The 8,151-nt window shown below is 33.0% G+C and carries 6 protein-coding genes; 1 reads left to right on the top strand and 5 read right to left on the bottom strand.

The window, feature by feature from the left end; all coding sequences use genetic code 11:
• Positions 1-153 precede the first annotated feature (153 nt).
• Positions 154-1,359: a pyridoxal phosphate-dependent aminotransferase gene (locus ACOYLP_RS09455; RefSeq protein ID WP_422855927.1), complete on the bottom strand. Its 1,206-nt coding sequence runs from the start codon at positions 1,357-1,359 to the stop codon at positions 154-156.
• A 216-nt stretch (positions 1,360-1,575) separates the two neighbouring features.
• On the bottom strand, positions 1,576-2,010 hold the full coding sequence (locus ACOYLP_RS09450; RefSeq protein ID WP_422855926.1) for a DUF1573 domain-containing protein: 435 nt from the start codon (positions 2,008-2,010) through the stop codon (positions 1,576-1,578).
• A gap of 307 nt (positions 2,011-2,317) precedes the next feature.
• Here ACOYLP_RS09450 and ACOYLP_RS09445 point away from each other — a divergent pair, with 307 nt between their 5' ends.
• Complete coding sequence (locus tag ACOYLP_RS09445) at positions 2,318-4,945, top strand: valine--tRNA ligase (RefSeq protein WP_422855925.1); 2,628 nt, start codon at positions 2,318-2,320, stop codon at positions 4,943-4,945.
• Positions 4,946-4,996: 51 nt separating this feature from the next.
• On the opposite strand, the gene ACOYLP_RS09440 is transcribed toward ACOYLP_RS09445, so the two are convergent.
• The 3 genes from ACOYLP_RS09440 to bshC form a co-directional block, all read right to left on the bottom strand.
• Positions 4,997-5,416, bottom strand: a complete 420-nt coding sequence (locus tag ACOYLP_RS09440) for a nucleoside-diphosphate kinase (protein WP_236396511.1) — start codon at positions 5,414-5,416, stop codon at positions 4,997-4,999.
• 67 nt (positions 5,417-5,483) lie between these two features.
• Entirely contained in the window at positions 5,484-6,650 is a 1,167-nt protein-coding gene (locus ACOYLP_RS09435) for a T9SS type A sorting domain-containing protein (RefSeq protein ID WP_422855924.1), read from the bottom strand.
• 99 nt (positions 6,651-6,749) lie between these two features.
• Positions 6,750-8,151, bottom strand: a 1,402-nt coding sequence (gene bshC, locus ACOYLP_RS09430) for a bacillithiol biosynthesis cysteine-adding enzyme BshC (protein WP_422855923.1), incomplete at its 5' end; no start/stop codon positions are given.

Here is an 8,151-nt window from a genome sequence, read left to right as displayed (position 1 = left end):
ATGCAGAAGGAACTATAATGAAACAGTTTAAATCGCATTTTGCGATGAAGAGATAATCCTAAAAAAAGCATAAAAAAACTATTTCTATTTGCACTTTTCTAAAAAGTCAGACACTTTTTGGATAGCGCAAATAGGAATAGTATCTTTATTAAATTAGTTGTAATTGCTTTTATTATAAACATTCAGCGCATCTTTCAAAATTGCAACTGAACGAATTAAATCATCTTTTTTTAGTACGTAAGCAATACGGACTTCATTCAAACCGACATTTGGTGTTGAATAAAAACCCGCTGCTGGGGCAACCATTACTGTTTCTTTATTATTATCATATGACTCTAAAAGCCATTGTGCAAAATTGTCAGCATTTTTTACAGGCAATTGGGCAATACAATAAAAAGCACCTTTTGGAGTTGCTACTTTGACACCTTCGATTTTTTGTAGTTCGGCAATTAGGGTGTCGCGTCTTTCTTTGTATACTTCGATAACATCATCAAAATAACTTTGAGGCGTATCCAATGCTGCTTCACTGGCGATTTGAGCATAGGTTGGTGGACTTAATCTTGCTTGTGCAAATTTCATTGCAGTTGCCATTACTTCTTTGTTTTTAGAAACTATGCATCCGATTCGTGCCCCACACATGCTGTATCTTTTGGAAACAGAATCAATTATTATCGCATTTTCTTCTAAACCAGGAACATTCATAACAGAAAAATGTTTTTCGTTTTCATCATAGATAAATTCTCTATAAACTTCATCAGCAATTAGAAATAAATCATGTTTTTTAACGATTTCAGCTAACTGCCAAATTTCTTCTTTTGAATATAAATAACCGGTTGGATTTCCGGGATTGCATATCAGAATAGCCTTTGTTTTTGGAGTAATTAATTTTTCAAACGCAGCAATAGGCGGTAACGCAAATCCTTCATCAATAGTCGAAATCACAGGAACAACTTTTACTCCTGAAGCAGTTGAAAAACCATTGTAATTAGCATAGAAAGGCTCTGGAATAATAATTTCATCATCAACATCCATAGTGCTTCCCATGGCAAATAACAAAGCTTCTGAACCACCTGTTGTGATGATTATATCGGCAACATCAATCGGTAATCCATGTGACTTGTAATAAGCAGAAAGTTTTGTTCTGTAGCTCTCAAAACCTGCTGAATGACTGTATTCCAAGACTTTTATATCTGCATTTTTAACCGCATTTAGTGCTACATCAGGAGTCTTTATATCGGGCTGACCAATGTTTAGATGATATACTTTATGCCCTTTCTTTTTAGCAATTTCTGCGTATGGCACCAATTTTCTAATAGGCGATTCAGGCATTTTTTGACCTTTCAATGATATTTTTGGCATGATTATTTTTTTTGTGTTGCAAATTTGCGATTTTTTTAAATGGTATACAATTCATTGCAATATTTATAACTTGTTAAAAATACTATTAGCAAATTATTGTTTTTATTTTTATACAAAATCATTTACAATTCGTAATAAACATATAAATTCAAATTTGAATTAAAGAATTTTATTTAAAAAAAAATCCCCTCTTTGTTGGAAAGAGAGGATATTATTTTATTGCATCATCGGACTTGTTTTCTTTTTTTCTAAGAGATTCTCTATTGGTTTCTGAATAACTTCACCTTTTATTTTTATTGCCACTCGCCCTTCGTCAACATTTACGGCATTACTTTCTACTGTAATTGTTTTTCTGATTGGTCCGAGATTCATATTGTATTTCACATCAATTTTCCCGGTTTTTCCCGGCAAAATAGGCTCTGTAGGTTTCGATGGTACCGTACAACCACAAGTCGATTGTACATTGGTAATAATTAAAGGTTCATCACCTGTATTTGTAAACTCAAAAGTACGAACACCACTATCATCTTCCTTGTAGACCGTACCGTAATCGATAGTATTGTCTTTGTCTTTAAACTCAATTTTTGGTCCCTTTTGCCCGAAAACTGATACATTTATAAAAAGTACAGTTAAAAGTAGATACTTTTTCATAGCTCAAATATTTTATATGATTTGTAAAATTACCTTGTTTAATTTAATACACAAAAATTTAATTCTTAATTTTTTCTAAAGTCTTTATTAATTACTTTTGCTTTTCTGTTTACAAAAGACATGCCATAACAAATAGGAGCGAATGTACAGTTTTATAAGTTGTCCATTCCTTCTTACCTGAAGTTAGGTTGTCGTTTTTCCGGTCTCGTCTAAAAGAGGAGAATTATAGAATCGGAGCCCGAAGAGAAAGGTATTTCATTTTGTAATCTAAGAAGTCTAACAATCTAATAAGTTTAACAATCAATATATGATTCCAGCTCAATTCAATGCCGCAACGGTAGAAAAAAAATGGTACGATTACTGGATGAAAAATGACTATTTTCATTCCAAACCAGACAATAGAACACCATATACCATAACTATTCCACCACCTAACGTGACCGGAGTTTTGCACATGGGGCATATGTTAAACAACACTATTCAGGATGTTCTGATTCGTCGTGCGCGATTAAAAGGGTTCAATGCCTGTTGGGTTCCTGGAACTGACCATGCTTCGATTGCGACCGAAGCAAAAGTGGTTGCTAAATTAAAAAGTGATGGTATCAACAAAAACGATTTAACCCGTGAAGAATTTCTAGCTCATGCTTATGCGTGGACGGATAAATATGGCGGAACTATCCTAGAACAACTCAAACAATTAGGATGTTCATGTGATTGGGACAGAACAAAATTTACTATGGATCCCGATATGTCGGCATCTGTAATTCGTTCGTTTGTAGATTTATATAACAAAGGGTATATCTATCGAGGTTATCGTATGGTTAATTGGGATCCGGAAGCAAAAACTACTTTGTCCGACGAAGAAGTAATTTACGAAGAACAACAAGGCAAATTATTTTATGTAAAATATAAAATTAAAGACACCAACGAGTTTGTAGTAGTTGCAACTACTCGTCCTGAAACTATTTTTGGCGATACTGCTTTGTGTTTTCATCCAGAAGACGAAAGGTATCAGCATTTGAAAGGAAAAACAGCAATAGTTCCTATCTGCAACCGTGAAGTTCCCATAGTATTTGATGAATATATTGATAGAGAATTTGGAACAGGAAGTCTAAAAGTTACTCCAGCGCATGATGTCAATGATAAAATGCTGGGAGATAAATTTAACCTAGAAATAATTGATGTCTTCAATGAAGATGCTACCTTAAATTCTTTTGGAATGCATTACGAAGGCAAAGACCGATTTGTAGTAAGGGAAGAAATTTCCAAAGAATTAGAATCTATTGGAGCTTTAGCCAAAACAGAATCACATTTAAACAAAGTAGGAACTTCCGAGCGAACCAAAGCTGTGATTGAACCTCGCTTGTCTGACCAATGGTTTTTGAAGATGGAAGATTTGGTAAAACCAGCTATTAATGCAGTGTTGGAAACCAAAGAAATTATATTATATCCTTCGCGTTTTGAAAATACGTATCGTCATTGGTTAGAAAATATCCGCGATTGGAATATTTCGCGTCAATTGTGGTGGGGACAACAAATTCCGGCCTATTTCTATGGTGAAGGAAAAGAAGATTTTGTGGTGGCTGAAAATATTCAAGATGCTTTAAAATTAGCTCAGGAAACCACAAACAATAAACAATTAACCATAAACGATTTAAAACAAGACCCCGATGCACTCGATACTTGGTTCTCTTCTTGGTTATGGCCAATGGCTGTTTTTGGTGGAATTATGGATCCGGAAAATGAAGATTTCAAATACTATTATCCTACGAATGATTTAGTAACAGCTCCAGATATATTGTTCTTTTGGGTAGCGCGTATGATTATAGCAGGATATGAGTATACAGGTCAAAAGCCTTTTTCTAATGTTTACCTAACAGGTTTAGTGCGAGATAAGCAACGTCGTAAAATGTCAAAATCATTAGGTAATTCTCCTGAGCCATTAGGACTGATTGAAAAGTTTGGTGCTGATGGTGTTCGTGTTGGATTACTTTTGAGTGCTTCAGCAGGAAACGACATTATGTTCGATGAAGAATTGTGTAACAACGGAAAAGCATTTGCCAATAAAATTTGGAACGCTTTCCGATTAATTAAAGGATGGGAAGTTGCTGATATTCCGCAACCAGAAAGTTCTAAAGTCGCTATCGAATGGTATGAATCTAAGTTACAGCAAACATTAGTAGAAATTGAAGACCATTTCGAAAAATATAGATTATCTGATGCGCTGATGGCGATTTACAAATTGGTTTGGGATGATTTCTGTTCTTGGTTTTTGGAAATTATAAAGCCCGGGTACCAACAGCCTATCGATAAAGCAACTTTCAATAAAGCCATTGAAATGTTGGAAGCCAATCTGAAACTATTACATCCATTTATGCCATTCTTAACGGAAGAAATTTGGCAATACATAGCCGAAAGAACTCCGGAGCAAGCATTGATTATTGCTGATTACCCAAAAGTAACTTCGTTTAATGCTAAATTGATAGCTGATTTCGAATTTACTATAGAAGTTATTGCTGGTTTGCGAACAATTCGTAAAGAAAAAAATATAGCTATGAAAGATGCTATTGATTTAAAAGTGGTAAACCGCGAAAAAGTTTCGACTTATTTTGACAGCGTAATTATGAAGCTAGGTAATATTCTTTCTTTAGAATATATAACAGGTAAGATTGATGGCGCGTTGACATACAGAGTAAAATCTAACGAATATTTTATTCCGGTTTCAGGAAATATTGATGTTGCAGCCGAGATTGAGAAACTTACAGAAGAACTAAAATATACACAAGGATTTTTACGTAGTGTACAAGGCAAATTATCCAATGAGAAGTTTGTTAGTGGCGCTCCCGAAAAAATACTCGAAAATGAACGTAAAAAAGAAGCCGATGCATTGGCTAAGATTGCAACTATAGAACAGAGTTTAAAGAGTTTGCAATAAAAAAATCCCACATTAATTGTGGGATTTTTTTTAGATGAAATTTTTATGAGATTAAAACTGCTCTCTTCCTGCAAAGTGAAAAGCACTTTCGATAGCAGCATTTTCATCGCTATCTGAACCATGTACTGCATTTTCACCAACAGATGTTGCATATTTTTTACGGATAGTTCCTTCAGCAGCTTGTGCAGGGTTTGTAGCACCAATTAACGTTCTGAAATCTTCAACAGCGTTATCTTTTTCTAAGATAGCAGCTACGATTGGTCCACGTGTCATGAATTCTACTAACTCTCCGTAGAATGGTCTTTCAGCATGAACAGCGTAAAATGCTTTTGCATCAGCTACTGTTAATTGCGTTAATTTCATTGCTACAATTCTGAAACCACCTTCAGTAATCATATTTAATATTCCACCGATGTGTCCGTTTTCAACACCATCTGGTTTAATCATGGTAAAAGTTCTATTCGTTGCCATTTTTTGTTTTTATTTTATTTTGGTGCAAAAGTAAACTTTTTAAACCAATATTAAAACAGAACTAGTATCAATTCTTGATAATTTTTTGAACCATACTATTCACTGAAGAAGTAAGTTTTAACAAATAAATTCCACTTGATAAATTAGTTGCATCAATATTAAAATTAGTTTGATTTGGTACAAATGTTTGAATAGTTTTTCCAGTTATATCTATCAATTCTGCAGTATCAATAATTTGTTCCGATTGAACAGACAAATTAGCTACAGTTGGATTTGGAGAAATTTTTACTGAACTTAAAGAAAAATCATTGAAAGATAATGAATTTACAAACGAGTAATTTCCTGATGATCTTTCAAAAGTAACATTGTAAAAACCACCAGTTATTGGAATATTTGGTCCATCTTGTGTTCCAGTACCAGTTGGAAATGCTGTTGATCCCCAATTCGTAGTCCACGAATTATCTTTTCTAAACTTTACTTCTCCTGTAATTACTTGTAAATTTGATATGGTATATGTGAATCCATCTGTTGTAGCTAAATCAGTATCGGCTACACCAAAACCACCTAAAGCAGAACCTAAAATTCCTACACTTGGATAGGTAAAACTGTATTCACCCGTGTTTCTATTAAATGTTACAAACCATTCGCCACCAGGAACAAATAGTGATGGCCCATTAAGAACTGCAGTACCAGAAGGAAAAATGGTACTTCCCCAAACATTTGTTGTAGCGTTGTCTTGTCGGAAATAACAATTTCCGGAGCTAAAATTAAATCCTGATAAAGTATAAGTTATACCGTCAGTTGTAATCATATCAACATCTGGTCCTCCATAACCTAGTTGTGAATTTACAGCAGGTCCCCAAATTCCGATTTTAGGAAATGGAGTTCCAATAAAAGTATAAGTTCCATTACTTCTATTAAAAGTAACATCATAAATCCCAGCTTGAGTTGGAATGCCAAAACCAAAAACATTTAATATTCCTTGACCGCTTGGGAAAGTAGTTCCTCCCCAATTATTTAACCAATCAAAATTTTCTCTAAATTTAACTTCACCATCTGACAATAATAAATTTGTTTTAGTGTATGTGATATTATCTGTTGTAGATAATATGATTTCAGGTCCAGTTAAATTTGGAGGATAACCATTAACCCCAGTTCCTACAATAGAAATTGTTTGAGCATTACTAGATAATGATAAAAATAAAATAAGAATAAGAAATAGTTGTTTTTTCATAATAATATGATTTAAATTATGTTGTCGAAATTAGACTAATTCAAACAATAATAAAAATTACATCAGTGATCAAACGTTTGCGAGTTAAAAACTTATTGTTTATAAGGTAATAATGGTAAATGAAGATTCTAGAGGTTTAAGTTTCGTGAACAACTTATCGATGAACTCTTGACCATATTCATTGTAATATTCCGCCAAGTTATTTTTACGTTCTTGTAAGCCTTGATTTGGAAACAGCTCATTTTGTAGTTTGATAATTCTTTCGAGTTCGTCTGCATGCATTTTTTTTTCGGCTTTTAGCAAACGTTTCTCCAAATTTTCCAACCCTTTTATTTGTTTGGTTTGTTGGGCTTTTACAGCGCCAATGAACGATTTGTCAGTTTGATCAGCAATTAATATCAATTTTGCAAACTGTTGTTTTAAATGTTCTTTTTGTTCTGAGAAATCTAAGTTGAATTTAGAAAATTCTAATGTTTTTTTTGCAAATAACTCTTGCTGATTTCTAAATAAATCTTCCCAAGATAAACTTAATTTATCAGATTTATGTATCTGTTTTTCAGTTACTAACAAAACGGAATTACGAACTAAGAGTATCGGAAAAGTAACTTTATTAGCTTCAAATGTAGATTTTAACTGCAACCAATACGCAATTTCTCCACCTCCTCCAATATAACACAAATTAGGTAAAATAACCTCTTCGTATAAAGGTCGAAGAATAACATTTGGACTAAATTTTTCGGGACTATTTTCCAGTAATTCAATAATTTCTTTTTCTGAAAACGAAAGTGTAGTATTATTAATTTTAAACAGATTATTTTCAAATACTATTCGTTCTCTATGATTGTCTTCTATATAAAACAGATTTATTTCTCTGGGGTTTACTTGAATTTCATATTCTTTTTCAAGCATTGTATTTGTTTCAGAAACTTTTTGGAAAGTTGTTTTGTGAATTAATTCCTTTTTGACATAAGGAATAAATAATTGTTTTAACGTTTTATCGTCGCCATCAAGTATAACTAAACCTTTATCTCCAAAAAATTCGTTAGCTAGAAATCGAGTAGCATCAGCAAGATTGTTATTTTTAACATAACTGTTTTCGAAAAGTTCTTTTAAATAAGCAGCGTTTTCACCAATACCTAATTCTGAAACAAAAACTTCTAATACATCTTTTAGTCCATCCGTTGATAGCCTTCCAACCGGACCATTACTTTCCTTATTCCAGTTTATTTTTACATTTTTAAAATTGAAATGATTTATTTCTTCAAAGTCATGATCTTCAGTAGCCATCCAATAAATTGGAACAAAGTCATAAGAAGGATATTCTTTTTTTAATGTATTGCAAAGGTTGATGGTGGAAACAATTTTATACAAAAAATACAATGGTCCAGTGAACAAATTCAATTGATGGCCAGTTGTTATTGTGAATGTTTTTGAATTGTATAAGAGTGAAATATTTGCCCTAGTAGCCTCTGAAATTTGAAAACCTTTATACTGATTTTCA

This window comes from Flavobacterium sp. (assembly GCF_049318325.1).
GTDB lineage: Bacteria > Bacteroidota > Bacteroidia > Flavobacteriales > Flavobacteriaceae > Flavobacterium.
The sequence above is the reverse complement of the archived record's forward strand: the minus strand, read 5'-3'. Positions and strand labels throughout refer to the sequence as shown.

Bases quoted from the DNA above. Each gene is read 5' to 3' on its own strand.
- ACOYLP_RS09440 (WP_236396511.1), bottom strand. From the start codon at position 5,416: ATGGCAACGAATAGAACTTTTACCATGATTAAACCAGATGGTGTTGAA.
- ACOYLP_RS09435 (WP_422855924.1), bottom strand. From the start codon at position 6,650: ATGAAAAAACAACTATTTCTTATTCTTATTTTATTTTTATCATTATCT.
- ACOYLP_RS09445 (WP_422855925.1), top strand. From the start codon at position 2,318: ATGATTCCAGCTCAATTCAATGCCGCAACGGTAGAAAAAAAATGGTAC.
- ACOYLP_RS09450 (WP_422855926.1), bottom strand. From the start codon at position 2,010: ATGAAAAAGTATCTACTTTTAACTGTACTTTTTATAAATGTATCAGTT.
- ACOYLP_RS09455 (WP_422855927.1), bottom strand. From the start codon at position 1,359: ATGCCAAAAATATCATTGAAAGGTCAAAAAATGCCTGAATCGCCTATT.